General features: G+C 62.2%; 20 protein-coding genes and 2 pseudogenes. 9 read left to right on the forward strand and 13 right to left on the reverse strand.

Annotated features, from left to right (window positions below; genetic code table 11):
• Positions 1-8 precede the first annotated feature (8 nt).
• Positions 9-608 (forward strand): hypothetical protein, encoded by a 600-nt coding sequence (locus tag B0B13_RS09615; protein ID WP_076796000.1) that lies wholly within the window; start codon positions 9-11, stop codon positions 606-608.
• Between the two features lie 144 nt (positions 609-752).
• Complete coding sequence (locus tag B0B13_RS09620) at positions 753-1,196, forward strand: PA2169 family four-helix-bundle protein (RefSeq protein WP_076787742.1); 444 nt, start codon at positions 753-755, stop codon at positions 1,194-1,196.
• A 125-nt stretch (positions 1,197-1,321) separates the two neighbouring features.
• Here B0B13_RS09620 and B0B13_RS09625 read toward each other — a convergent pair whose 3' ends face one another.
• The 6 genes from B0B13_RS09625 to B0B13_RS09650 form a co-directional block, all read right to left on the reverse strand.
• On the reverse strand, positions 1,322-1,669 hold the full coding sequence (locus B0B13_RS09625; protein WP_076786248.1) for a BON domain-containing protein: 348 nt from the start codon (positions 1,667-1,669) through the stop codon (positions 1,322-1,324).
• Between the two features lie 54 nt (positions 1,670-1,723).
• Positions 1,724-2,578 (reverse strand): YihY/virulence factor BrkB family protein, encoded by an 855-nt coding sequence (locus B0B13_RS09630; protein ID WP_237573956.1) that lies wholly within the window; start codon positions 2,576-2,578, stop codon positions 1,724-1,726.
• Between the two features lie 2 nt (positions 2,579-2,580).
• Positions 2,581-4,047: an alpha,alpha-trehalose-phosphate synthase (UDP-forming) gene (gene otsA / locus B0B13_RS09635; RefSeq protein ID WP_076796003.1), complete on the reverse strand. Its 1,467-nt coding sequence runs from the start codon at positions 4,045-4,047 to the stop codon at positions 2,581-2,583.
• A gap of 151 nt (positions 4,048-4,198) precedes the next feature.
• Positions 4,199-4,408, reverse strand: a complete 210-nt coding sequence (locus B0B13_RS09640) for a hypothetical protein (protein ID WP_076796006.1) — start codon at positions 4,406-4,408, stop codon at positions 4,199-4,201.
• Positions 4,409-4,599: 191 nt separating this feature from the next.
• A complete protein-coding gene (locus B0B13_RS09645) occupies positions 4,600-4,863 on the reverse strand; it encodes a hypothetical protein (RefSeq protein WP_076786245.1) in 264 nt (87 codons plus the stop codon).
• Between the two features lie 128 nt (positions 4,864-4,991).
• Positions 4,992-6,413, reverse strand: a complete 1,422-nt coding sequence (locus tag B0B13_RS09650) for a sigma-54-dependent transcriptional regulator (RefSeq protein ID WP_076786244.1) — start codon at positions 6,411-6,413, stop codon at positions 4,992-4,994.
• A 346-nt stretch (positions 6,414-6,759) separates the two neighbouring features.
• On the opposite strand from B0B13_RS09650, the gene B0B13_RS09655 reads away from it, so the two are divergent.
• A complete protein-coding gene (locus B0B13_RS09655; RefSeq protein WP_076796009.1) occupies positions 6,760-7,815 on the forward strand; it encodes a sigma-54 interaction domain-containing protein in 1,056 nt (351 codons plus the stop codon).
• A 100-nt stretch (positions 7,816-7,915) separates the two neighbouring features.
• Here B0B13_RS09655 and B0B13_RS09660 read toward each other — a convergent pair whose 3' ends face one another.
• Together B0B13_RS09660 and B0B13_RS09665 are read right to left on the reverse strand one after the other, a co-directional pair.
• Complete coding sequence (locus tag B0B13_RS09660) at positions 7,916-9,262, reverse strand: ABC transporter ATP-binding protein (RefSeq protein WP_076786242.1); 1,347 nt, start codon at positions 9,260-9,262, stop codon at positions 7,916-7,918.
• A 17-nt stretch (positions 9,263-9,279) separates the two neighbouring features.
• Entirely contained in the window at positions 9,280-11,049 is a 1,770-nt protein-coding gene (locus B0B13_RS09665) for an ABC transporter permease (protein WP_076796012.1), read from the reverse strand.
• A 290-nt stretch (positions 11,050-11,339) separates the two neighbouring features.
• Here B0B13_RS09665 and B0B13_RS09670 point away from each other — a divergent pair, with 290 nt between their 5' ends.
• Positions 11,340-11,606: a double-stranded DNA-specific endonuclease gene (locus B0B13_RS09670; RefSeq protein WP_076796015.1), complete on the forward strand. Its 267-nt coding sequence runs from the start codon at positions 11,340-11,342 to the stop codon at positions 11,604-11,606.
• Between the two features lie 45 nt (positions 11,607-11,651).
• Here the strand turns inward: B0B13_RS09670 and B0B13_RS09675 are convergent.
• Positions 11,652-12,220 (reverse strand): annotated as a pseudogene (locus tag B0B13_RS09675) (ATP-binding protein); the annotation flags it as partial.
• A gap of 829 nt (positions 12,221-13,049) precedes the next feature.
• Between B0B13_RS09675 and B0B13_RS09685 the strand changes: the two are divergent.
• Genes B0B13_RS09685 through B0B13_RS09695 form a run of 3 tightly spaced genes read left to right on the forward strand, consistent with a single transcriptional unit; the run spans position 13,050 to position 15,276 of the window.
• Positions 13,050-13,739, forward strand: coding sequence for an ABC transporter permease (locus B0B13_RS09685; RefSeq protein ID WP_076796022.1), 690 nt, complete (start codon positions 13,050-13,052; stop codon positions 13,737-13,739).
• Positions 13,740-13,754: 15 nt separating this feature from the next.
• On the forward strand, positions 13,755-14,468 hold the full coding sequence (locus tag B0B13_RS09690; RefSeq protein WP_076796024.1) for an ABC transporter permease: 714 nt from the start codon (positions 13,755-13,757) through the stop codon (positions 14,466-14,468).
• A 28-nt stretch (positions 14,469-14,496) separates the two neighbouring features.
• On the forward strand, positions 14,497-15,276 hold the full coding sequence (locus B0B13_RS09695; protein WP_076786237.1) for an ABC transporter ATP-binding protein: 780 nt from the start codon (positions 14,497-14,499) through the stop codon (positions 15,274-15,276).
• 244 nt (positions 15,277-15,520) lie between these two features.
• Here B0B13_RS09695 and B0B13_RS09700 read toward each other — a convergent pair whose 3' ends face one another.
• The 3 genes from B0B13_RS09700 to zwf all read right to left on the reverse strand — a co-directional run bounded on the left by B0B13_RS09700 (position 15,521) and on the right by zwf (position 19,647).
• Positions 15,521-17,440 carry a bifunctional transcriptional regulator/glucokinase gene (locus B0B13_RS09700; RefSeq protein ID WP_076796027.1) on the reverse strand — a complete coding sequence of 640 codons (1,920 nt, stop codon included), beginning with the start codon at positions 17,438-17,440 and terminating at the stop codon, positions 15,521-15,523.
• The gene (gene pgl / locus B0B13_RS09705; protein ID WP_076786235.1) at positions 17,421-18,107 is read right to left on the reverse strand and encodes a 6-phosphogluconolactonase; all 687 of its coding nucleotides are present in this window, start codon (positions 18,105-18,107) and stop codon (positions 17,421-17,423) included. Before pgl ends, B0B13_RS09700 begins: the two co-directional genes overlap by 20 nt.
• An 82-nt stretch (positions 18,108-18,189) precedes the next feature.
• Positions 18,190-19,647 (reverse strand): glucose-6-phosphate dehydrogenase, encoded by a 1,458-nt coding sequence (gene zwf / locus B0B13_RS09710; RefSeq protein ID WP_076796029.1) that lies wholly within the window; start codon positions 19,645-19,647, stop codon positions 18,190-18,192.
• A gap of 411 nt (positions 19,648-20,058) precedes the next feature.
• Between zwf and B0B13_RS17960 the strand changes: the two are divergent.
• Both B0B13_RS17960 and hpaR read left to right on the forward strand, forming a co-directional pair.
• Positions 20,059-20,205, forward strand: a pseudogene (locus B0B13_RS17960) (sugar ABC transporter ATP-binding protein); the annotation flags it as partial.
• Between the two features lie 209 nt (positions 20,206-20,414).
• On the forward strand, positions 20,415-20,921 hold the full coding sequence (gene hpaR, locus B0B13_RS09720; protein ID WP_076786232.1) for a homoprotocatechuate degradation operon regulator HpaR: 507 nt from the start codon (positions 20,415-20,417) through the stop codon (positions 20,919-20,921).
• A gap of 104 nt (positions 20,922-21,025) precedes the next feature.
• Here hpaR and B0B13_RS09725 read toward each other — a convergent pair whose 3' ends face one another.
• Positions 21,026-22,243 (reverse strand): Bcr/CflA family multidrug efflux MFS transporter, encoded by a 1,218-nt coding sequence (locus B0B13_RS09725; RefSeq protein ID WP_076796035.1) that lies wholly within the window; start codon positions 22,241-22,243, stop codon positions 21,026-21,028.
• Positions 22,244-22,367: the final 124 nt, after the last annotated feature.

Below are 22,367 nucleotides of genomic sequence, written 5' to 3' on the forward strand. Positions count from 1 at the left end.
GAGGCTTTATGTCACTGATCGTTGCGGGACGCTTCACCTCGTTCCCTCAAGCCGAACGCGCGTCGCAGGCGCTGTTCGAGCATGGTTTTGTCCAAGAGGACGTCACCCTATTCTTCGTCAACCCACCCGGCCAGCACGCGCGCTTTTCGATCGGCGGCGACGTATCGACCGACCCCGGCGCACGCGAAGCGCCGAAGGGCGCGGCCAAGGGTGTCGCGCTGGGTGCTGTCGTGGGCGCAGTCGTTGGCGTCGCGGTTTTTGTGCTCGCGGGCGCGCCGATGCTCGTATCGATCATCTCCGCTGGGGTCGGCGCTTACGTCGGCTCGATGATCGGTGCGATGAGCCATACCCGGCGCACGCTCGAACAGCATTATGGACGCGAGCGCTTCGTCGACCGCGAGGCGCGTGACGCCGGCGTGCTGGTTGCCGTGCACGTGGACGCGGCCACGCAGGAGAATGCATCACGTGTGCTGCGCGACGCAGGTGCGCTGGATATCGAGCGCGCCTCCGGACGCTGGCGCGACGGACGCTGGGCTGACTTCGATCCGACCCGAGCGCCGCACGTGGAGCGCGACAGCCAGCCCGATCTCAACGAGCGGCACACTTAGTCTCGCCGCATTGCAGGGTGGCAACCGAGCCAGGGGTAGCCGGACGGAGGGGCCGCCGGTAGCCAATCAGGTGGGATGACCACCCGCATACCGGATCTGCGCGGTGCGCAGTTTCCGATCAACCACAACCAACGGAGGTACACGATGGCAAATCATATTGTTTCCGTTCTAAATGATCTGATCGAAACGTCCAAAGACGGCGAAGCCGGCTTCCGCAAGGCGGCAGAGGATGCGTCGAATCCGGAATTGAAGACGCTGTTCGCCAGTTGTGCCCAATCGTGCTCGCAAGCGGTCAGCGAGCTGCAAGCCGCCGTCCATTCACTCGGCGGTAAGGCCGAAGATCACGGATCCGCGTCCGGGGCGCTGCATCGTGGCTGGATGGACCTGAAGTCAGCCATCAAAGGTCGCAGTGACCACGAGATCCTAGCGGACTGCGAAAAAGGCGAAGACGTAGCCAAGAAACATTACCGACAGGCGCTGGATGAAGCGTTGCCTGCGGACATTCGGATGCTCGTCGAGCGGCAATACGAAGGCGTACTCAAGCATCATGATCGCGTACGCGAATTGCGCGACGCTACGGCACGATAATCTGCCTGCGCTGGATGCGGCGATGCACGCCGCATCCAGCAGGGGCGTGGAAGCTGGCCTAACAAGCCGCTTCGCCGCGGCCCTGGCAGTCACCATGCGGTATCTGACTGCATGTCACAATAGCCTTAATTCGCGATGTGCAAGTCGTTGTGCACGTGGGTCACACCGTCAACCGTTCTAGCCGCATCGGCAGCAGCTTCCTTCACCTCACGGCTGGGTACTGTCCCGGTCAAGCGCACCGCGCCAGCCGTGGTCTTCACGTGGATATTTTGAAAGCCTTTCACGCCCTTCGCGTTCAGCAATGCAGCCTTGACCTTCGTGGTAATAGCGCCATCACTGATTTTCTCGCTGAGCGTTTCGGAACCCGACAATGGCGCGGCCCTATTGCTGCCCGCGCTTTGGGCGGCCAGCCCGACCACATGAGCTGCACAGATTATGCCAATGGCAACGCGGATCCATCGTGTCGTTTGCATCGTCTTCTCCTGGATTGAAGTGGCAAGGGGGGGTTGCAAGGATCGTACCCACGATTAATGGGCGTCATTGCGTCGGCGCGCGGCGGTCGCGCTCACCTCCGCGCCGAGCAGGAACACCGACGACGAGAAATACAGCCACATCAGCAGCACGGCGAGGGAGCCCGCAGCGCCAAACGTATTGGCGGTGCCCGCATGTGCCAAGTAGAACGCGAAGATATTCTTGCCGCTGGAGAACAGCAGTGCCGCCGCCAAGCCGCCCGCGAACGCATCGCGCCATTGGATCGACGCATCGGGGACGAACTTCAGCATCGCGGAGAATGCCAGCCATAGCGAACCGAGTGTGGCCACGTGCTGCACTGCATTCGCTATCCGGTACGAAGCGCTTTGCGGTCCCCAGAACCATTGCCCAATCACGCTGATCGTGGTGTCTAAAATCAGCAGCACAACGATCAAGAATGCCACGCCAAGCACCAAGCCAAACGAGATCAAGCGCACCCGCACCAGGCTGAGCAGGCTGGCGCGCGTATCGGGTTCCGGCACCGGCCAGATCGCGTTCAACGCGCTGTTCAGCGTCGAGAACGTAGCGGATGCGCCGATCACGATACCCAGAATCGACACCGTAGTCGTACGCGTTGCCATATCGGCGTGCCACGCGTTCGCCACGATGGCCTGCACGCCTTGTGCGGCTTCGTCGCCAATCACGCCGCGTATTTCGCCGAACAACCGGCCTTGCACCGCATCCTGTCCGAAAAAAAACCCGGCCACCACGATGACAATGACTAGCGTCGGTGCGAGCGAGAATGCCGTATAGAAAGCGATCGACGCCGCCATCGTCGGACAGCGGTCCTTGATCCAGTGCGTGACCGGATCCGATACCCAAGCCAGCAGATCCATCGCGCGCGAGCGCATCGTCAAGACAACGTGGTGGCAGGCAACCGCACCGGCACACCGGGTCGGGCGAACGTCGCCGGTTGCGCCATCACGCGCAAAGTCAACGCGTCGTCGCGGTCCACCACTTCACGTAGATCGCGCATGAATGAATCACGCCATACAGACAGGTCGTTCTGCCGCAATACTGCCATCATCGCTTGGTGCCGCTGTTGCCGGTCCACCAAAGGCATCGACAACGCGCGGCGCATCGCGTCGGCGACTTGCACTAGGTCGAACGGATTGACTATCAATGCACCCGGCAATTGGTCCGCGGCACCGGCAAACTGCGACAACACAAGCACGCCAGGATCAGCGGGGTCTTGTGCTGCGACGTATTCCTTGGCCACCAAGTTCATGCCGTCGCGCAGCGGCGTCACGCATCCGACCTGGGCCGCGCGGAACAGCGACATCAGCAGGTTGCGCTCATAGTTACGGTTCAAGTACAGGATCGGGGTCCAGTCCAGTTGTGCAAGACGACCGTTGATCCGGCCCGCCTCCGCCTCCAGGTGTTTGCGAATCGACTGGTAGTTTTGCACGTCGGTACGCGTAGGCGGTGCGATCTGCATCAGTGACACGTGCCCAGCCAGGCTTGGCGAATCCAGCAACAGCCGTTCGAATGCCTGAAACCGCTCGGCAAGCCCCTTCGAGTAGTCGAGCCGGTCTACACTGATGATCAGCTTGCGCTCACGCATGTTGTCGCGCAGCCCGACCACCTGCTTGCGGCTGGCGTTTTGCTGCGCGGCTTTCGCAATGGCATCCGGGTACACGCCGATCGGATACGCAGCGACCTTGAACCGGTGGTCGAACGCGTGGACCATCCCGTTGCCGAGCAACTGTCCGCCGCATTCGCGCTGCACGATGTCGGTAAAAGACTGCAAGTCGCTGCTCGTCTGGAAGCCGACCACGTCGTAACTGCACAGCGCCTTGAGCAGCGTGGCGTATGGCGGGATCGTATGCAGTACCTCGGGTGCCGGAAATGGAATATGCAGGAAAAACCCAATCGGATTGCGCATGCCGATTTCGCGGCATGCCTTGCCGAACGGGATCAAGTGGTAGTCGTGCACCCAGATGAGGTCGTTCGGCCGAACCAGCTTCTGCAATTGCCGGGCGAGCATCCCGTTAACGCGCATGTAGCCTTCGTAATCGGCGCGGTCGAACCGCGTCAGATCGTTCCGATAATGAAAAGCGGGCCACAACGTCGCGTTTGAAAAACCGCGATAGTACTGATCATAGTCGCGCCGACTGAGGCCGACCGTTGCGTAGGTCACGTTGCCCCGGGTCTCGATTGTTGGCTTACCCGCTTCACCGCCGATCTCGCCATTCCAGCCAAACCATACGCCGCCGGCCTCCTTCAGCGCATCATAGACGCCGATTGCCAGACCTCCGGCCGCGGGACGGCCCTCCTGTGCCGGGGCGACCCGATTGGATACCACGATCAATCTGCTCATAGGGATTGCCACCTGCTGTTTGTTTAAATGAAATCATCGACACCAGCATGCAAATTTTGTGCCTAATGCTGCAATGCACAAAAAGGCCGAGCACAGCCCGCGCCCCTAAAGGCGCAATGGGTAGGTTTCCAGCAGGATGACCGCGATCGTGTTACGCGTCCTGCTCTGTCCCTATTTCTCGATGATAGTCCAAGCCGGCACGGCGGGCGCCGCCCTGGTTGGCGACGCCATCTGCCGGCGCGTCAGGTGCAGGCCGGTTCTGCCCGGCCGATATGTTGTCTTCGTGGTCGCCCGCGTTACCCGTGCCGGTGGACGGCAACCGGTCCGACCATTGGCCGGCTTGCGTGTTTGGTCGGCTCATTGCGCCTCCAACTTGCATTGCATGGTCCCTGATTGTACCCACCCGTGCGGCTGAGCTTTCGCGCCGCCTTCGCGTGGTGGGGTAAACGTTACGCTCCGGGTTGTAATCCTTACAGCAACAGGTGCGCAGAGCGATCTTATGGGCGCCACGGCCGGGGTCGTCGGCGTTCATCCCCCTGGTCAATGTGTGCGTCAGCCATTGAGCCACGCGGGCCGCCCGCACAGGTGACGTTGACCAGACGCGTGGAACGCCGATGCTTGCACGTGCGGCATATCCGGGCCTTGCGGCGGTGGATCGCCGATCGGCGGCATATCGGGACCGGGTGGATCACGCGTCGGATCAGGCGGCGCTTCGTCCGGTGGCATGTCCGGCGGTGGCACCTCGGGCGGATGCGGCGGCGTGGGCGTAAGCGGATCGGGCTGCGGCGCATGGGCGCGCCATTTGAGCGTTGACATAAATCGCTTCCTTGAAGGAGACGATAAGGGAACCAGCAACCCGTATGCCGGCTACCCCTGCCAAAGAACCCGCCGATCAGTCCCGCTCACGCCCAGGCGCCTGTTCATCGATCGGCTAAGCCTATTCGTCAGTTACCGGTGTACTTCGCCCCGACGTTCTCCGGCGCCTCATCGCTGTCGCCGGCATCCTCGCCTGATGCGTGGCGCGCGTCATCGCCATATTCGACCAAGCGGTTGTACAGCGTCTTCAAACTGATGCCGAGGATCTCTGCAGCCCGCGTCTTCACGCCACCGCATTGCTCCAACGTGGCCAGAATCAGTTGACGGTCCGCGTCGGCCAGCGATGTGCCGAACGGGATGGTCACCGCAGTGCCGGCGGACGGCTTAGACAGCGAGATCTGCAGCGGTACCGATGCGGTCGCAGACGAATCAGCCGGCGCCATGATGTAAGCGCGCTGCACGTAGTTCTTAAGCTCACGCACATTGCCAGGCCACGTGTACGACAGCATGGTTTCCTTGACCGAAGGCGGAAAGTGCTTGTCCGTGCCGTAGCGCTGGTTGAGCTCGTCCAAAAAGCTCTGCGCAAGCAACTCGACATCTTTGCCGCGCTCGCGCAGCGGCGGCAGGCTGATCGGAAATACGTTCAGCCGATGATAGAGATCCAGCCGCAGCTTGCCCTCGAGTACCGCCTGCTCGGGATCGCGATTGGTCGCCGCGATCAGCCGCACGTCGGTCTCGATTTCCTTAGTGGTGCCGACCCGCATGAATACGCCCGTCTCGAGCACGCGCAGCAGCTTAACCTGCAACTCGATCGGCATCTCGGTGATCTCGTCCAGAAATAACGTACCACCGCTGGCCCGCTCGAAATAGCCTTTGTGCTGTCGGTCCGCACCAGTGAACGCGCCCCGCTCATGACCGAACATTTCCGACTCGATCAGCGTCGGCGACACCGCGCCGCAATTGACAGCCAGAAACGCCTGCTTGCGCCGCAAGCTCAACTCGTGCACGGTCTGCGCGGCCACTTCTTTGCCGGTGCCGGATTCACCGACCAGCAGCACCGAAGCGGATGTCGGCGCCACCCGGTTGATTTGGTCATAAACCTGTTGCATCGCCGCCGAATTGCCTAGCATCAGGCCAAAGCGCCCAAAGCGGCGCAGTTCGCCACGCAGCGTGCCGATCTCGGCGCGCAGGTCGCCGGTACGCGGGATCCTGGCGAGGATCGCCTTGACCCGTTGCACATTGATCGGCTTGACGAGGTAATCCGTTGCGCCCATTTTCAGCGCACTGACCGCGGACTCCACGGTGGCGTGCCCAGTAATGACCACGATTTCTACGCCGGAGCGCAGATCCAGATCGTTGAACAAGTCCACGCCGCTGCCATCCGGCAGCTTCAAGTCGGTAAAGACAACGTCTGGCACCTGCCTGACGATCTGGATACGCGCCTCACGCACGTCGCCGGCCATCGCAATGGTCAGACCATCGCCCGTGATGATCTCCGCCAATGCGTTGCGGGAATTGGGGTCGTCATCGACTATCAGTATATGCGGCATGAGAAAGGAATCGTGTCCGGAAAATAAGCGGCAAGTCGGCAGCCCCACGGACGTTGCGCGTCAACGCGCATGCGACGTGCCGCCTGCCAATTTGGAAAAATTGCGCGCCTCATCCAAGACTATTACGCCAACCGCGTAATAATGCCATTTAGAAGTCTTATTCGGTGCGTAAAGTTGATTACAAAGAATAATCGACACGCTCGGGGCCCCCAGTGTAACCGCTTCCGGTCGAGCGCTCAAAACACAATTCGTTTACGCCAAAACGGCTGACGCTTCAGCATAAGCAATTGCCGCTGAGTTGGCGCAGGTGGTTAAATAGGTTCTTTGCACCAGAAAGCCCTACACCATGTCGTTAAGCGAGGCGGACGCGCCAGTAGCGTCCGATGAACAGTACTCACGCACCATCCCGCACCCGAAGGTGCCGGGCCTGAAGTCGTTCGGCCTGCTGTATGGCTCGTCCGACGCAATGCTGGGTCTATACGAGCAAATCGAGCGGGTCGCGGCCACCGACGCGACCGCGTTGATCGTCGGCGAGTCTGGAACCGGCAAAGAGTTGATCGCACGCACGATCCATGACGCCAGCCACCGCAAGGATGGCCCGTTCGTCGCGGTCAATTGCGGCGCCATCCCGGACAACCTGATCGAGGCCGAGTTGTTCGGCCATGAAAAGGGCAGCTTTACGGGCGCCGTGCAAGGCCGCATCGGCTACTTCGAACATGCGCACGGCGGCACGCTGTTTCTGGACGAGGTCACCGAGATGTCGCCGGTGCGTCAGGTCAAGCTGCTGCGTGCGTTGGAAACCGGCACGTTCTATCGGGTCGGCGGCAACGAGTTGATCAGCGCCAACGTGCGCGTGATCGCCGCGACCAATCGCGACCCGGCCACCGCGGTCAAGGAAAACGGGCTGCGCGAAGACCTGATGTACCGGCTTGCGGTTTTCCCGTTACGCGCGCCGCCGCTGCGCGAACGCAACGGCGATCGCGAATTGCTCGCGCAGTATTTTTTGGCCGAGTTAAACACCCAGGAAAATACCAGCAAGACATTCAGCAAGCGCGCGCTTGACACGGTGCGCACTTATTCGTGGCCGGGTAACGTGCGCGAATTGAAAAATGCAGTTTATCGTGCGTTCATTCTGGCGGAGAAAACCGTCGAGATTCAGCATCCGCACCTGGCGTCGCGAGTCAAGAAGCCAGTGCTGCAAGGCGATGCGATGAGCGTCTGGGTCGGCACGCCGCTTGCCGATGCGCAAAAGCAAATCATCCTGGCGACGCTGAAGCACTGCGGCGGTGACAAGCGGCGCGCGTCCCAAACGCTTGGCATCAGTTTGAAGACGCTATACAACCGTCTGGGCGCGTATGAGGCGCAGGCGTGCGCGGACTCGCCCGAGAGCAACGAAGGCTGAGCAGAGTTTATCCTGCTTACCACTGTTCCCATTGTTTGCCGCGCGTACCCGAGTGGGTCGCGGCGGCCCTGCCCAATGCCCGCTGCCATAGCCACTGCAATCAGGATTCGACGTCCTCCAGGCTGAAGATCTCCGTCTGGTCATTGTATGAAAAGATCTCACCGTAGCGGCCCCAATTGATGACCGCGTCGAGCGTTTCCTCCGCGGCACTGTCCGACAAGTAGTCCTCGAGTTCCTGTTCGAAACGCACCCGCGGCGCACGATGGCCAGGCCGTTCATTGAGAACCCGCTTGATCCGCGCCGCCAGCGGCACGTGGCGCAGCAGATGATCGGCGAACATCATCTTGCGCTCCTGCGTGCCGCATTCGGCAAATACACGGGCCGGCGGTGTCAGGAAGATATCGCCCTCACGCACGTCGGCAAAGCCGAGCCATTGCAGCACTTCGGCAATCGGGAACAGATCGTCGACCTCCAGATGCAGCGTGCGAGCAATCTCGGGCATGTCCGCTCGGCCGTGGTAAGGTGCGGCCGCCAGCGTCTCGATCAGGCCAGCCATCAAGTTGGTCGACACGTGTGGCAACCAGCTATGCAGCTCCAGGCCCTTGCGCGGCGCGCCAGCGCTCGGACGCGCCGTCATCTTCGCGTAGATGTCATCGACTAGACGGCGGAACGCCGGATCGAGCCGGTTGCGCGGATGCTTGAACGGCACCTGGATCTCGGCTAGCACGCGCCCCGGATTGGACGACAGCACCAGGATCCGGTCGCACATGAACACCGCCTCTTCGATATTGTGCGTGACGATCAGCACGGCCTTGATCGGCATGCGGCCTTGCGTCCACAAATCGAGCATGTCGGTGCGTAGCGTCTCGGCGGTGAGCACGTCCAGCGCCGAGAACGGTTCGTCCATCAGCAGCAGCGTCGGATCCACCACCAGCGCACGGGCAAAGCCCACGCGCTGTCGCATCCCGCCGGACAGCTCGCGCGGGTACGCGTTCTCGAACCCGTCCAGCCCGATCAGATCGATTGCGGCCAGCGCGCGCTCACGCCGGATGCGCGCGGGTACGCCCTGGGCCTCTAGGCCCGCTTCGACGTTCTGCAGCACGGTGAGCCACGGGAACAGCGCAAAGGTTTGGAAAACCATCGCGACGCCTTCCGCTGGGCCCCGCAGCGGCTGGCCGCGATAGGTCACCTCGCCCCCGGACGGCGAAATCAGCCCCGCAATGATGCGCAGCAGCGTGGACTTGCCCGAGCCGGAGCGCCCGAGCAAGCCGACGATCTCGCCCTCGCGGATCGACAGGTTGACATCGTCGAGCACCAGCAGCTCGCCCTGGGTCTTCTCGAACCCACGCCGCACGTGGTCAACGGACAAAAGGACAGCGTCGGGCGCAGGCGCGCGAATGGCGGGCGCTGCCGTTACCGGCGCAGCGGCATTCGTAGGATTTTGCATAGCAACCACCGTATCGATCAATCCAGGCGCAGTTTGTTCTCGGCGTAGGCGTACATCGGGCGCCACAACAAGCGATTGAAAAGTGTGACAAACAACGACATCACCGCGATGCCGAGAATGATCTTGCGATAATCACCGTCCACGGTCATTTGCGCAATGTAGGCACCGAGCCCATGCGCGACCACGTGTGTATCGCCCCATTGCACCGCTTCGGACACGATGCTCGCATTCCACGCGCCGCCAGAGGCCGTGATCGCGCCCGTCACATAGTACGGGAAAATACCCGGCAGCATCGCCTGACGCCACCATTGCCAGCCGCGAATGCGAAAGTTGGTCGCGGCCTCTTTAAAATCGTTCGGATACGCGCTCGCGCCGGCAATCACATTGAACAAGATGTACCACTGCGTGCCCAGCACGATCAGCGGGGACAGCCAGATGTCCGGGTTCAGCCCGAAACGCACGATCACGATCACGAATACCGGGAACAGCAGATTGGCCGGAAACGCCGCCAGAAACTGCGCGAGCGGCTGAAGCTTCTCGGCCAGCGCTGGGCGCAAGCCGATCAGCACGCCCAGTGGGACCCACACGATCGAGGCAATCACGATCAGCACCAGCACGCGCACCAGCGTAATGCATCCCATCGCGAGCACATGCCCAACCTCATCCCACGTCACGCCGGTGCTGACATAGCTGATGACGCGCCACAACAGGTACGCGGTGCCAGCCAGCACCAAAGCGCCCCAGGCGAGATCGCCAAGCCGTGAGGGCTGGCGATGCGGCCTCACCGCGGGCCCGACCAGCGGCAGCTTGCGCCAACGCAGCGGCAATCGCGCCATGCGCGCGAACAGCCATCCGGCCGGCACCAGTAACTGGTGAATCAACCGAGTGCGGCGCACCAGGTCGAGCAGCCAAGATTGGGGGGCGCTCGCCGACGCGGTGTTCTCCATGCGGAACTTGTCCGCCCACGCGACCAGCGGCCGGAACAGCAACTGGTCGTAGGCGAGAATCACAAGCGTCATCGTCAAGATCACCCAACCAATCGCCGGCAGGTTGCGCTCGGTGATCGCCTGCGCCAAGTACGCACCCACGCCGGGCAGCGTAATCGTGTTGTTGCCAACGGTAATCGCCTCGGACGCGACGACGAAGAACCAGCCGCCGGACATCGACATCATCATGTTCCAGATCAGGCCCGGCATCGAGAACGGCACCTCGAGCTTCCAAAAGCGCTGCCAGCCCGTCAGGTGAAAGCCGCGCGACACTTCGTCCAGGTCGCGTGGCACCGTGCGCAGCGACTGGTAGAAGCTGAACGTCATGTTCCAGGCCTGGCTGGTGAAGATCGCGAAGATCGCTGCACACTCCGCCCCGGCAACCCGCGTCGGGAACAGCGCAATGAAGAAGGTGACCGTAAACGAGATATAGCCGAGCACCGGCACCGATTGAAGGATATCCAGCATCGGCACCAGCACTTTCTCCGCCCGCCGGCTTTTTGCGGCAAGCGTGCCGTAGGCGAGCGTGAACACGAACGCGGCGAGCATCGCGGCGAGCATCCGCAACGTGGTGCGCAGCGCATATTCCGGCAAATACATCGGACTTAGCGAGATCGCCTGAGCCTTCAGCGTCGAGATCGGCGCCATTGTCTGCTCGAAGCCGATCGCGGCCATCGCGATCAGGCCGATGATCAGCGGAAAGGCCACGAAATCCCACCGATTGGGCAACAAGCGCCACGCGGACGCCGCGGCGTCGCGCTTCGGATCGAAGCGAAAACCGAAATTGAAACCGAAATCCATCAGACAAACTCCCCGGCGCTCTGGGCATGCGGATGGACCGCGCCGCCGCACCACAGCGCGATGGCAAACGCTGCCCATTTCAAGACCGCCCCGACACTACACCAAGCACCATGACCGTTACAACCTTTTAACGTATTTGACTTGTTCCACCGTGGCGCGAATGCGGCACGCGCGCCACGCAGCCCAGGTGGCCCAGCCGCACCACTTACCTTCCGCACTGCACACGCAGCGCGGCGCGGCGGCCATTAACGGTTATCATGATGGGTCACTGAATGAATGCAGGAGGCCGCATGAAAGGAAATCTCGTCATCATCTGCCGTGACCAGGACGCCCACGAGTTCGACGCGCTGATGACCGAATACGGCGCCTTCCAGACGAGATTATCGTCGACCGCGTGGTATCTGAAGTTCGACGCGGCGCCCGACGTGATCCAGGAGGAGATTTTGGCACGGCTGGGCAAGTACACCACGCACTATATCTTTGAGGCTAACAGCGTCACGTACAACACAATCGACAGCGAAGCTGCTGCGGCATTGAATACCCTGTTCGGTAATTGACGCAGTTACGCCGTCCCCGTGTGCAGGGATGCACGTCGCGGGAGATCAGACCTGCGCGGCGCCCGACTGAGCCGGAAACTCCAGTTCGACGCGCAGGCCGCTGCGCTCATGATTGCCGATCCGGCATTCGCCGCCCAGCCGGTTCGTGAGCCGCTCGACGATAGCCAGCCCCAGGCTGCTATGACCGTTGCAGCCGCGCGCCGGGTCCAGGCGCACGAAGGGACGGCTTGCATTGACCAGATCCTGGGGCGAAATGCCGCCACCCTGGTCGCTGACCGTAACGTAAAGCCTCGCGTCGTGCGGGCGGTTTTGATCACCATGGGCGGCGCGCCATAGGCCTGTGCATTGTCCAGCAGGTTGGACAGCACGCGCTCAAGTGTCGCAGCCGGCAGCACGAAGTGCGGCCCCGCACGCAGGTCGGCGCGAACCGCGTCTGCCGACGGCCACACCGCGCGATAGTTCCGCGCGATACGGTCGCATTCGTCGAGCATCTCGGCGCGCAGCCGCAACCGCGCCAACGGCGTGCGCAAATCGTGCGCAACGCCAGCAAGCATCACATTGCGGTCGTTGTCGGTCTGCGCGAGATTGCTGACCATTGTATTGAAGCCGCGCGAACGAACGCCATTTCCCGTGTCTGGCACCTAGCCGGCCCGGCGCTTCCGTTCTCGTCAGAAGCCCAAATGAAATTGTTAAGCCATCCCAACACGATGACCTCGCGCTCACATGGCATGCTGCGCCGCCAATCCCATCCGCTCCACGCCCCACCGGTGCGCATTCGATCCAGCACTGTGGCGGCGTCGAGCGCAAACTCGCCGCGCTACGCGTCAAGCTGCATCTGAGCGCCGAACAGAACAGACTGTGGCAAAGTGCAATGGCGGTCATGAAGTACAACCGCGACGAACAACGCCGGTTGCACCAGCAAATGACGCAACAGATCCATGCTGCCTTGCAATAAAGCATCATCAATCTGAACGCGCTGCACGCGGCGCAGCAGCGCCTCGCCGCACAGCGCGAACAACTACATGAGCAAACCGTAGCCGCGTGACTGAACGTCTACACTGCGCTAAACGATCAGTAAAAAAACGACCGTCAGCGTCATACTAAAAACGCACTGGACACGAATGGCGCAGATGCGGGCGAAGATGCGCGAGCGGCTGGGGCACGCACGACGCGCATGGCTCGCCCCAGATGCCGTGCCGGCCGCCACTAAGGCGCAGCCCGAGTCATCGCCCCTGCCTAGCCGGCGCAGCGCTGCCAGGCCCGCCCCGCTGCCTGGCGGCCCTCGTGCGCCATTGAGTTAGAATACCGCCCTTCGCGTACCGAGCATCACGCAGACATCCTGCGTACCGGCATCGCGTTGCGCGCATTGTTGGCCGCCTAACATAGGCGGGCGTCCCAAATTGCGCCGAATATTCGACCCATCATTAGACTACTGACTTCACCATGTTCCTGCAAGGGTATGGCCCGGTCATCGCAGCGGGCACGTGGCAAACTATCAAGTTGTCGCTGCTATCGCTCGCGGTCGCCTTCGTAATCGGACTGCTTGGCGCCGCGGCCAAGCTCTCGCGCAGCCATGTGCCGCGCGTGGTCGGCACAGTCTATACCACGCTGATCCGCGGCGTGCCCGACCTGGTGCTGATGCTACTGGTGTTCTTCAGCATGCAAATCTGGCTGAATCACCTGACCGACCTGATGCAGATCGACCAGATCGACATCGACCCATTCACCGCCGGCGTACTCACGCTGGGTTTCATCTACGGCGCATACTTCACCGAGACATTCCGCGGCGCATTCTTGTCAGTGCCGCGCGGCCAGATGGAGGCGGCGGCGGCGTACGGCATGACAGGCTGGCAAGCGTTTTCGCGGGTGATGTTCCCGCAGATGATGCGCTTTGCGTTACCCGGCATCGGCAATAACTGGCAGGTGCTCGTCAAGTCGACCGCGCTGGTATCGATCATCGGCCTTGCCGACGTGGTCAAGGCGTCGCAGGACGCCGGCAAGGGCACGATGCGCTTTTTCTTTTTCACGATCGTCGCCGGCGTGATCTATTTGGCGATCACGACGCTTTCCAACGTCGTGTTGCTGTACCTGGAGCGCCGCTATTCAACCGGCGTTCGCCGTGCGGATCTTTGATACCCGGTCGCGACAATGATCGAACTGCTACATACCTACTGGAAAGCCTATCTGTTCACCGATGGCTACAATATCACCGGCGTGGCCATCACATTGTGGCTGCTGGTCGTGTCGATTGGCATCGGTTTCTGCCTGTCGATTCCGCTTGCGGTCGCGCGCGTATCTCGACACAGGTGGATCAGCGTCCCGGTCTGGCTGTATACTTATATATTCCGCGGCACCCCGCTCTACGTGCAGTTGCTGCTGTGCTACACCGGCATCTACAGTCTGGAGCTTGTGCGTTCGCACGACTTGCTCAATGCGTTCTTCCGGCAGGGAATGTACTGCACCCTGCTGGCGTTCACGCTGAACACTTGTGCTTATACCACCGAGATTTTCGCCGGCGCGATCCGCGCAACGCCGTACGGTGAGATGGAGGCCGCGCGCGCGTACGGCATGTCCGGCTTCGCGCTCTACCGGCGCGTGATCCTGCCCTCGGCGCTGCGCCGGGCGCTGCCGTACTACAGCAACGAAGTGATCCTGATGCTGCACGCCACCACGGTCGCCTTCACCGCGACGGTGCCGGACATCTTGAAGATCGCACGCGACGTCAACTCGGCCACGTATCAATCGTTCGAGGCGTTCGGCATTGCCGCGCTGCTCTATTTGGGCATTTCGTTCACACTGGTGGGTCTATTTCGGCGCGCCGAGCAGCGCTGGCTGGCCTACCTACGACCGCAAGGTCAATAAGTTCAATCCGTGAAAGGCTCAACACGCGATGAATTCGCCCATGTCTAAGTTGTTCGTTGATGATCTGCACAAACGCTATGGCAGCCAGGAGGTACTCAAAGGTATTTCGCTCGAGGCCAAGGCCGGCGATGTGATCAGCATCATCGGTTCGTCGGGCTCCGGCAAAAGCACGTTCCTGCGATGCGTGAACTTTCTGGAGCAGCCCAATGCGGGCCGGATCTATGTGGACGGCATCGAGGTCAAGACCGCACCGGATCGCGCCGGCAACCTGAAAGTCGCCGACGCCAAGCAGTTGCAGCGCGTGCGCACCCAGCTGGCGATGGTATTCCAGCACTTCAACCTGTGGTCACACATGACGGTACTGGAAAACCTCACCGAGGCACCCGTGCACGTGTTGGGCCTGTCGCGCGCGCAGGCGCAGGAGCGGGCGCGCGAGTACCTGGACAAGGTTGGACTCGGCGCATCGGTCGAGAAGAAATACCCGTCGCACCTGTCCGGTGGGCAGCAGCAGCGAGTGGCCATCGCCCGCGCGCTGGCAATGCACCCGGATGTGATGCTGTTTGACGAGCCGACCTCGGCGTTGGACCCTGAGTTGGTCGGCGAAGTGCTGAAGGTGATGCAAACGCTAGCCGAAGAAGGCCGCACGATGATCGTCGTAACGCATGAAATGGCGTTTGCGCGCAACGTGTCAAGCCATGTGATGTTCCTGCATCAAGGCCGCGTCGAGGAACAAGGGCCGCCGGATGAGGTATTCGGCCGCACAAAGAGCGAGCGGCTCAAGCAATTCCTGTCCGGCAGCCTGAAGTAGCCATCGGTTGGCTCGTCCCCAGCAACCGGTTGGGTGTCAATCGATCTGCAAGCGCGGTGACCAACAACGCTCCGCGGTTGGGCCGGCGTCTACGCGGGCATTCAGCACGTGTTCTGACCGGCTGGCACGACAACGACAGATGGGGCCGCCGCCACGCCGGCGTGGCGAACGCGGAACGGCACTAGGGTTTCTCGCGGCGGCCAGAGGCGCGTATCGGTGCTGATTCGTATGGACCGCACCGTTTTTATTGCGTATCACGCCGCTCCAATGCCGCGCCGTGACTGAGCCAGTCCAGCACCGCCGCGGCGTCTTCGTCGGTATGCCCGCGCACCGCCTCGACCACCTGCTGCATGCCCACGTCAGGTAACGCGCGCCGGATCGCGACGCCGACCGCCAAGACGTCGATCACCAGCAGGTGCAACACGCGCGAGATCATCGACACCTGCGAGTCGCGGATCTCGATAGGGTCCGTTTCCAGCACGACGCTCGCACGCTTGGCCAACGGCGTGTTGCTCGACGTGATCGCAATGACTTGCGCGCCACCCTGCATCGCCACCTCCAGCACGCGCAGCAACTCCGGCGCCTTGCCGGACTTAGAGACGGCGACGATCACATCGCCCTTGCCCAGCAACGCGGCAGACGCGGCCTGCATGTACAGGTCGCCGTATGCAATGGTCGGGATGCCAAAGCGGAAAAACTTGTAGTGCGCATCCTGAGCGACGATGTTCGAATTGCCCAGGCCGTAGAATTCGATGCGCCGCGCGCTGTGCAGCATGTCGATCGCGCGCTCGATGTTGTCGAAGTTCATATGCTCGCGCAGCTGCAGGATCGCCGACACGGTGTTGTCGAGCACCTTCACGCCAAAGTCGGTCGCCGAGTCGCCCAGGTGGACCTGGCTGTGGCTAACCGAGTTCGTGCCAGTCAGGCCAGTGGCCAGCTTCAGCTTGAAGTCGGACAGTCCCTGGCAGCCAAACGAGCGACAGAAGCGGATCACGGTCGGCTGGCTCACATCGGCCTTGCGCGCGATGTCGATGATCGGATCGTTGACGATCGAGCGCGGGTGGTCCAACGCCAAGTCAGCTACGCGCCGCTCGGCCGGCGTGAGCACGTCGCGCATCTGCCGGATGCGCTCGAACACGGCTGATCCGCCGCCGGCACGATGCCCGAGTTGCTCGGCCAGGATCGCAGACACGCCGAGGAAGGCCGGATATTGCGCGGTGATCACGAAGGTCGGGATGTTCGCCAGGTACGCCTGGAAACGGCCCTTCGCCTCGAACCGTGCACGAAACGGCGAAGTCGAAAACAACTCACCCAGATGTGGGATGACACCGCCGCCGATATAAATGCCACCCAGCGCGCCGAGTGTGACTGCGAGATTGCCGGCAAATGTGCCAAGCACTGTGCAGAAGCACTCCACTGCCTCCAGCGCGAGCGGCTCGGCCGCCTGCGCGCGCCGCACCACGTCAGCCGGCTCGAGTTGCGGGCCAAACCGTTTGTTCTCGCATGCGGCAAGCGCGCGGTAGATCAGTGCCAGCCCCGGTCCTGCGCAAACTCGCTCGAACGACACATGCGACCACTTCTTGCGCGCATAATGCAACACCCGATCCTCGCGCTCGTCCTGCGGCGAGAAGGTGGCATGTCCGCCCTCACTGCCCAGCGCGATCCAGCGGTCGTTTGCGGGAATCAAGCCTGACACGCCCAAACCCGTGCCCGGCCCGAGCAGCCCGATCACACTGTTGTGCCGGCGTACGCCGCCGCCAATCTGCGCGCGTTGTGCATCGGATAGACCCGGCAGCGCCATCGCCAACGCGGTAAAGTCGTTGACCACCAACAGCGTATCAAAGCCTAATGCGCGACGCGTGGCCTCGATCGAAAAACTCCAGTTGCGGTTGGTCATCTGCACCTGATCGCCATCGACGGGATTAGCGATCGCAATGGCCGCGTGGTTCACGCGACCGATCTTACTGTCCTTCAGGAACTTGCGGATCGCAGCGGCGATGCCCGGATAATCCGCGCAAGGGTATACACGAATATCGTCAATCTGCCCCGGTCCGAATTCCAGTGCGAAGCGCGCATTGGTGCCGCCTACGTCGGCAAGCAGCCGCGGGCCATCCGGATGTGGACTCTCACGCGCGAGCACTGCCTTAGGCGCACCAGTAGGCATCGACGTTGACTCCCGTATCGTTGGCCAGCTTGGAGATGGCGTTGTGTTGTGGATGCTCGATCGCGGCGCGCAGCACGTCCAGCTTGCGCTGCCCGGAGACCAACAGAAACAGCCGGCCGATTTGCCTGAGTGCCGACAGCGACAAGCTGACCCGCAGATGCGGCGCCTGCCGCGGCTGGACCAGTACATAGCGCTCGTGGGTCCGTGTAGCCAGATCCCACTGTGGCGCATCGGCGAAGATCGACGCCGTGTGGCCATCCTCGCCCATGCCGAGCACGGCCACGTCGGGCAGCGCGCGCGAGGCATCCGCGTTCAGTGCCGCGACGTGGGCGGCAGGCGCCTGGTCGACGTCTACCAGCGGCTGGAACACTGCTTCGCGCGCCGCGTGCTGCAGCAACGTGTCGCGCACGAGTCGCGCGTTGCTGTCGGCATGCATTGGCGGGACCCAACGATCGTCGACCAGGGTGACGTCGATGCGCGTCCAGTCGAGCGCGCGCCGCGACAAAGCGTGCAAGAACGGCCGTGGGCTCGTGCCGCCCGACACCGCGAGCGTGGCACGAGCCGCGCCGATACGCGCGGCCAGCGACGACTGCAACGCATCGCCGACCGCCTGCGACAGCGCGTCCTGCTGGGCGCGCGCATCGTCAAAAGCGTGAAGCTCGATCACTTCTCCTCCGTACTCCCTTCGACCGCCCACCGACATTGCGGGCGGGCCGGTCCCTGCGATTCAAACAAGCGTGGCGTGCCTGCTAGTTCTCTTCTTCGAGCCAGTATGTACCATGCTGGGCGAGCATCGCGCTCGCTGCAGCCGGTCCCCACGTCCCCGCCGCATACGGCTTGGGCGACGTGCCGGGACGAGCCCATTCTTCCAAGATCGGCTCGACCCACTTCCATGCCGCCTCCTGCTCGTCCCGATGCACGAACAACGCCAGCCGGCCGTTGATCACGTCCAACAACAGGCGCTGGTAGGCTTCCATGCGATCTTCCTTGAAGAACTGGTCGAACGCCAGATCCAAATGCACGCTTTGCAAATTCATCCCCTCACCGGGCTGCTTGGCCTGGCAATATAACCGGATCGATTCGTTGGGTTGCAGCCGGATCACCAGACGATTGGCGCCATTGCGCAGCGCCGTTGGACCGAGCGCCGAGTGCGGGACTGCGCGGAAGTTGACGACGATTTCCGCAACGCGCTCGGCAAGCCGCTTGCCGGTGCGCAGGAAAAACGGCACGCCGGCCCAGCGCCAGTTCTCGATTTCGACCTTCAACGCGACGAAGGTCTCGGTCGTGCTTGATGCGCTCACGCCATGCTCGGTCACATAAGCCGGCACCGCGGCACCCTTGACCACGCCCGCCTGATACTGGCCGCGTACCGCAACGCGACTGATGTCGCGGGGCTCGACGGGCTTGAGCGCGCGCAGCACGCGCAGTTTTTCATCGCGCACCGCGTCGGCCCCCATCGAGTGAGGCGGCTCCATCGCCACGATCGACAGCAGCTGCAACAGGTGGTTCTGCACCATGTCGCGCAACGCGCCGGTATTGTCGTAGAAGTCGCCCCGTCCCTCGACGCCCAATTCTTCGGCGATTGTGATTTGGATGCTCTCGACCCACTCTCGGCGCCACAGCGGCTCGAACAGTGCGTTGCCGAAACGCAGCGCGAGCAGGTTCTGAACAGGCTCCTTGCCCAGGTAGTGATCGATCCGGTAGATCTGGCCTTCCGCGAAGATCTCGCCGACCGCGTCATTGATCGCGTTGGACGACTCCAGGTCATAGCCAAGCGGCTTCTCCAGCACGATGCGCGCGCCATCGCTCAAGCCCACAGTCGCCAGTGCACGGCAGATCGACACGAATAGCGACGGCCCGGTAGCCAAGTAGAACACCCGAATGCCAGGCAGCGGCGAAATCGCATCGCGTAGCAACGCATAATCCTCCGGCTGTCCGAGATCGATCTGCACGAATAGTATTCGCTCGAGAAAGCTGTTCCACGAAGCATCGTCGCCGGCCGGCTTCACGTGCTGGCGCACATGCGTGTGCATCCATTGCACGTACGCGTTGCGGTCGCCGATGCCACGCGCGACCGCAACGATTCTGCCTGCCGCAAGCAGCATGCCGCCGCGGTGCGCCTGGTACAACGCCGGCAAGATCTTGCGCATCGACAAATCGCCGGTGCCGCCGAAAAGGACGAACGTAAAGCCTGGATCAACTTGCATTGTGTGTTGACGGTGACGTTGGAAATTTGGCTCGGGTAGGCCGTCGCGCCAGGCGCGCAATCGGCCGTAGCCCGATAAAAATATTTTCGACGATAAATTGTAGTTTAGCTACAATTTCGAGCAAACGGTACATTTAGTTCAACGAAAACTTCGTTATATCAATCCGTTGCCGTGCGATCTGGCGGTCAGACAGGAGCAAGCGAATGGTCACTCGACACCGTTTGTCACGAAGCGTAGCAGTCGCCGCGCAGGCACACCGTCATGTTAAAGGACATTGTGCGCACACAATTCACCTTCCTATTTGACGAACTGCTGTCCAACCTCGATGCGAAGTTGCACATCGAGAAGCGCTCGGAGATCAAGCTGATGCACCGGTGTGATGCACCAGCGCCTGGGCACGACGATCGTCTGCTGGTCTTCTCGCCGGTCAACGGCAAGCGGGTGGTGTCCCGCGTGCATCCGGCCTCCGATCCGCGGCCGCAGCAGTCCATGTCGCTACTGTTCAACCTCTCCAAGGCGGTGTTGTTCGACTCAAAGACCGAGCAGCGCATTGCATGACGGCTGGCGCACGACCATTGTTTTGTCATCCCACACAAATAAGCATCACCTGCCCGCATTGCTGCGCCGCGCGGCGCCCGGTGATGCGTCAGCTGCATTGCTGTTATCCCGATCGGCATGATTGTCGGCAAGATCAGACACCGCGCGTGAGCACCGCATCGTGGAACGTATAATAAGCCGCTTCGCTACACGCCTGACTCCACACGACGATGACCGGTGAATTCGACCATCGCAACCTTGCGATGCTCCTACTCCAGGCCCGCGAAAGCGTCATGAGCATGTTCCGCCCGATGCTCAAGCAATTCTCGCTGACCGAGCAACAGTGGCGAATCATACGCGCGCTGAACGACCATCCGCGTCAGGAAATGGAAGCTGGACAGCTCGCGAAAATTTGCTGCATTCTCAGTCCGAGCCTGACCGGGGTGCTTGAACGGATGGATCGGGACGGACTGATCCGTCGTTCGCGCGTCGCGTCCGACCAGCGCAAAGTGATCGTGAGCCTAACGCCGCAAAGCCAGGCCCTCGTCAAGCGGATTAGCCCGCTGGTTGACGAACAATACCGGTCATTGGAGAACAAGATCGGCGTGCAGACACTCGCCGAGGCCTACCGCCTGCTGGACACGTTGATCGAGACGCTGCCCGGCGATGCCCCCCCTGACAGTGGTGGCGATGCGTCGCGTTGGGCCAAGCGCCCGATGAGCGATACAGCTGACTAAAACCCGCCTGGCCGCGCTGTCGCCGGCCCCTTTCGCCGCTGCGCCCCTGTGCTCTGCGCTCCCGCTGCCGCGCCGCTGGTCGGCACGCGACCGCTAGCCGGCACTCAACCCATCGCCGGTAACCGGTGCGAGCGGGCCACAAGCTGATATCCGACATAGGTCAACACGCCGCAGACGCCGATCACGATCCCCATGGCGCGTGGCGAGCCATCCTGCAACGCACCGACCGCTAGGCTCGACAACGCGCCGAGCGCCAGTTGCATCGCGCCGAACACCGCCGCCGCTGCACCGGCGTTGCGTGGATAACGGTGCATCAGATCAGTTGTGCAGTTCGCGCCTAGCACACCGACCACGCTAACCACAAAAAATAGCGTCGCGACGATCGAGCGCAGGCCGCCCCAGCCGGTGGTGCAGGCCATGAACACTCCGAGCGAGGCGAGCAAGCACACCAGCGACGAGGCCGAGATCATGCGCAGCGCGCCGAGTGCGCCGACCAGCCGTACATTGAGGACATTTCCCGCCATGATGCCGACGATGTTCAGCGCAAAAAACAACCCATAGGCCTGCGCCGACACATGGAAGTAATCGATGTAGACGAACGGCGTGGCCGTGATGTACGCGAACATGCCGGCGAACGCCATGCCACCGCAGAGCATGTGGCCCCATGCCACCGGGTCGGTCAGCAAGCGCCCGTACACGGCGAATGACGCGCTGAGCGCGTTCTCATGCCGCTTGTGCGACGGCCACGTTTCCGGAATCTTGCGCACCGCCGTGATGGCGCAGGCTGCGCCGAACAGCGCCAGCGACACAAACACCGCGCGCCAGCCGCCGAGCAGTAGCAACTGCCCGCCCACCAGCGGCGCGAGCAACGGCCCGATTGACGTAACGATGGCCAGCATCGACAGCACGCGGGCCGCATCGGTGGGGCCATGCGCATCTCGCGCAATCGCGCGCGCGAGCACCGACGCAGCGCCGGCGCCCAGCGCCTGCAGGAAGCGTACTGCGATCAGCCAGCCGATCGACGGCGCTAGCGCACAGGCAATGCTGGCCAGTCCATACAGCACGATACCGCCGATCAAGATCGGGCGCCTACCATAGGCGTCGGACAATGGGCCATACAGTAGCATGCCAATCGAGAAGCCGAACATGAAGCTGGTCAGCGTCACTTGTGCGGCCGACGCACTGATGTCGAACGCCACTGCCAGCGACGGCAGGCTCGGCAAGTACATGTCGATCGAGATCGGGCCACACGCGGCGAGCCCGCCAAGCAAGAGAATCAAGCGCCAATCGGGCCAGCGGCGAGCAGTCGGGGAATCGGGCATGGAGAGACTGCGGGAGGCCGCGCACACGGCCTTTCATCAATTAAGGACCTCATTGTACGCGACGGCGCCGCGCGCGCCGCTCCGGTACAATGCACGGATGTCATTGCTGCAACGCGGGATGGAT

It is taken from the genome of Burkholderia sp. b14, from assembly GCF_900156195.1.
Lineage (GTDB): Bacteria > Pseudomonadota > Gammaproteobacteria > Burkholderiales > Burkholderiaceae > Mycetohabitans.

What these genes read in the sequence shown, in the direction of transcription:
- B0B13_RS09615 (WP_076796000.1), top strand. Translation starts at nt 9, where the DNA reads ATGTCACTGATCGTTGCGGGACGCTTCACCTCGTTCCCTCAAGCCGAA.
- B0B13_RS09620 (WP_076787742.1), top strand. Translation starts at nt 753, where the DNA reads ATGGCAAATCATATTGTTTCCGTTCTAAATGATCTGATCGAAACGTCC.
- B0B13_RS09625 (WP_076786248.1), bottom strand. Translation starts at nt 1,669, where the DNA reads ATGCAAACGACACGATGGATCCGCGTTGCCATTGGCATAATCTGTGCA.
- B0B13_RS09630 (WP_237573956.1), bottom strand. Translation starts at nt 2,578, where the DNA reads ATGCGCTCGCGCGCGATGGATCTGCTGGCTTGGGTATCGGATCCGGTC.
- otsA (WP_076796003.1), bottom strand. Translation starts at nt 4,047, where the DNA reads ATGAGCAGATTGATCGTGGTATCCAATCGGGTCGCCCCGGCACAGGAG.
- B0B13_RS09640 (WP_076796006.1), bottom strand. Translation starts at nt 4,408, where the DNA reads ATGAGCCGACCAAACACGCAAGCCGGCCAATGGTCGGACCGGTTGCCG.
- B0B13_RS09645 (WP_076786245.1), bottom strand. Translation starts at nt 4,863, where the DNA reads ATGTCAACGCTCAAATGGCGCGCCCATGCGCCGCAGCCCGATCCGCTT.
- B0B13_RS09650 (WP_076786244.1), bottom strand. Translation starts at nt 6,413, where the DNA reads ATGCCGCATATACTGATAGTCGATGACGACCCCAATTCCCGCAACGCA.
- B0B13_RS09655 (WP_076796009.1), top strand. Translation starts at nt 6,760, where the DNA reads ATGTCGTTAAGCGAGGCGGACGCGCCAGTAGCGTCCGATGAACAGTAC.
- B0B13_RS09660 (WP_076786242.1), bottom strand. Translation starts at nt 9,262, where the DNA reads ATGCAAAATCCTACGAATGCCGCTGCGCCGGTAACGGCAGCGCCCGCC.
- B0B13_RS09665 (WP_076796012.1), bottom strand. Translation starts at nt 11,049, where the DNA reads ATGGATTTCGGTTTCAATTTCGGTTTTCGCTTCGATCCGAAGCGCGAC.
- B0B13_RS09670 (WP_076796015.1), top strand. Translation starts at nt 11,340, where the DNA reads ATGAAAGGAAATCTCGTCATCATCTGCCGTGACCAGGACGCCCACGAG.
- B0B13_RS09685 (WP_076796022.1), top strand. Translation starts at nt 13,050, where the DNA reads ATGTTCCTGCAAGGGTATGGCCCGGTCATCGCAGCGGGCACGTGGCAA.
- B0B13_RS09690 (WP_076796024.1), top strand. Translation starts at nt 13,755, where the DNA reads ATGATCGAACTGCTACATACCTACTGGAAAGCCTATCTGTTCACCGAT.
- B0B13_RS09695 (WP_076786237.1), top strand. Translation starts at nt 14,497, where the DNA reads ATGAATTCGCCCATGTCTAAGTTGTTCGTTGATGATCTGCACAAACGC.
- B0B13_RS09700 (WP_076796027.1), bottom strand. Translation starts at nt 17,440, where the DNA reads ATGCCTACTGGTGCGCCTAAGGCAGTGCTCGCGCGTGAGAGTCCACAT.
- zwf (WP_076796029.1), bottom strand. Translation starts at nt 19,647, where the DNA reads ATGCAAGTTGATCCAGGCTTTACGTTCGTCCTTTTCGGCGGCACCGGC.
- hpaR (WP_076786232.1), top strand. Translation starts at nt 20,415, where the DNA reads ATGACCGGTGAATTCGACCATCGCAACCTTGCGATGCTCCTACTCCAG.
- B0B13_RS09725 (WP_076796035.1), bottom strand. Translation starts at nt 22,243, where the DNA reads ATGCCCGATTCCCCGACTGCTCGCCGCTGGCCCGATTGGCGCTTGATT.